Origin of the sequence: Serpentinimonas barnesii (genome assembly GCF_000696225.1) — a bacterium.
Taxonomy (GTDB): domain Bacteria; phylum Pseudomonadota; class Gammaproteobacteria; order Burkholderiales; family Burkholderiaceae_C; genus Serpentinimonas; species Serpentinimonas barnesii.
In genome coordinates, this window is record NZ_BAWN01000084.1 from 1 (window position 1) to 320 (window position 320).

Consider the following 320-nt stretch of genomic DNA (forward strand, 5'->3'; position numbering starts at 1 on the left):
GCCCAGCCCCAATGCGGGGCTGGGCACCATCACGCCCGCCCCCAATGGGTGTGTGACGGCGCAGTGTGCCGCCGGGGTGTTGCCGTTGCGTGATCCGCTGCGCGATGCAGCTGACGTTCGCAATGACGTGGCTGTGATGTCCGAAGTGGTGGGTCGGGTTGCCGGCATCGTGGGCAGCACTGCGACCGCAGCAGCGGTTCAGCCGGGGCCTCATCAGCCCTTAGCAACCAAGGTGGCCGTGACCGCCACAGGGGTTGGGCTGGCTGCAGACTTTGTTGAGCAGGTGGCCAGGCCAGATGTGGGGAAGGGCGTCAATGATT

General features: G+C 66.2%; 1 protein-coding gene. It reads left to right on the top strand.

Going from position 1 to position 320, the window contains the following annotated elements:
• Positions 1 to 85: 85 nt before the first annotated feature.
• Positions 86 to 320 (top strand): hypothetical protein (locus SRAH_RS12905; protein ID WP_439645555.1); only part of this gene is annotated, 235 nt, incomplete at its 3' end.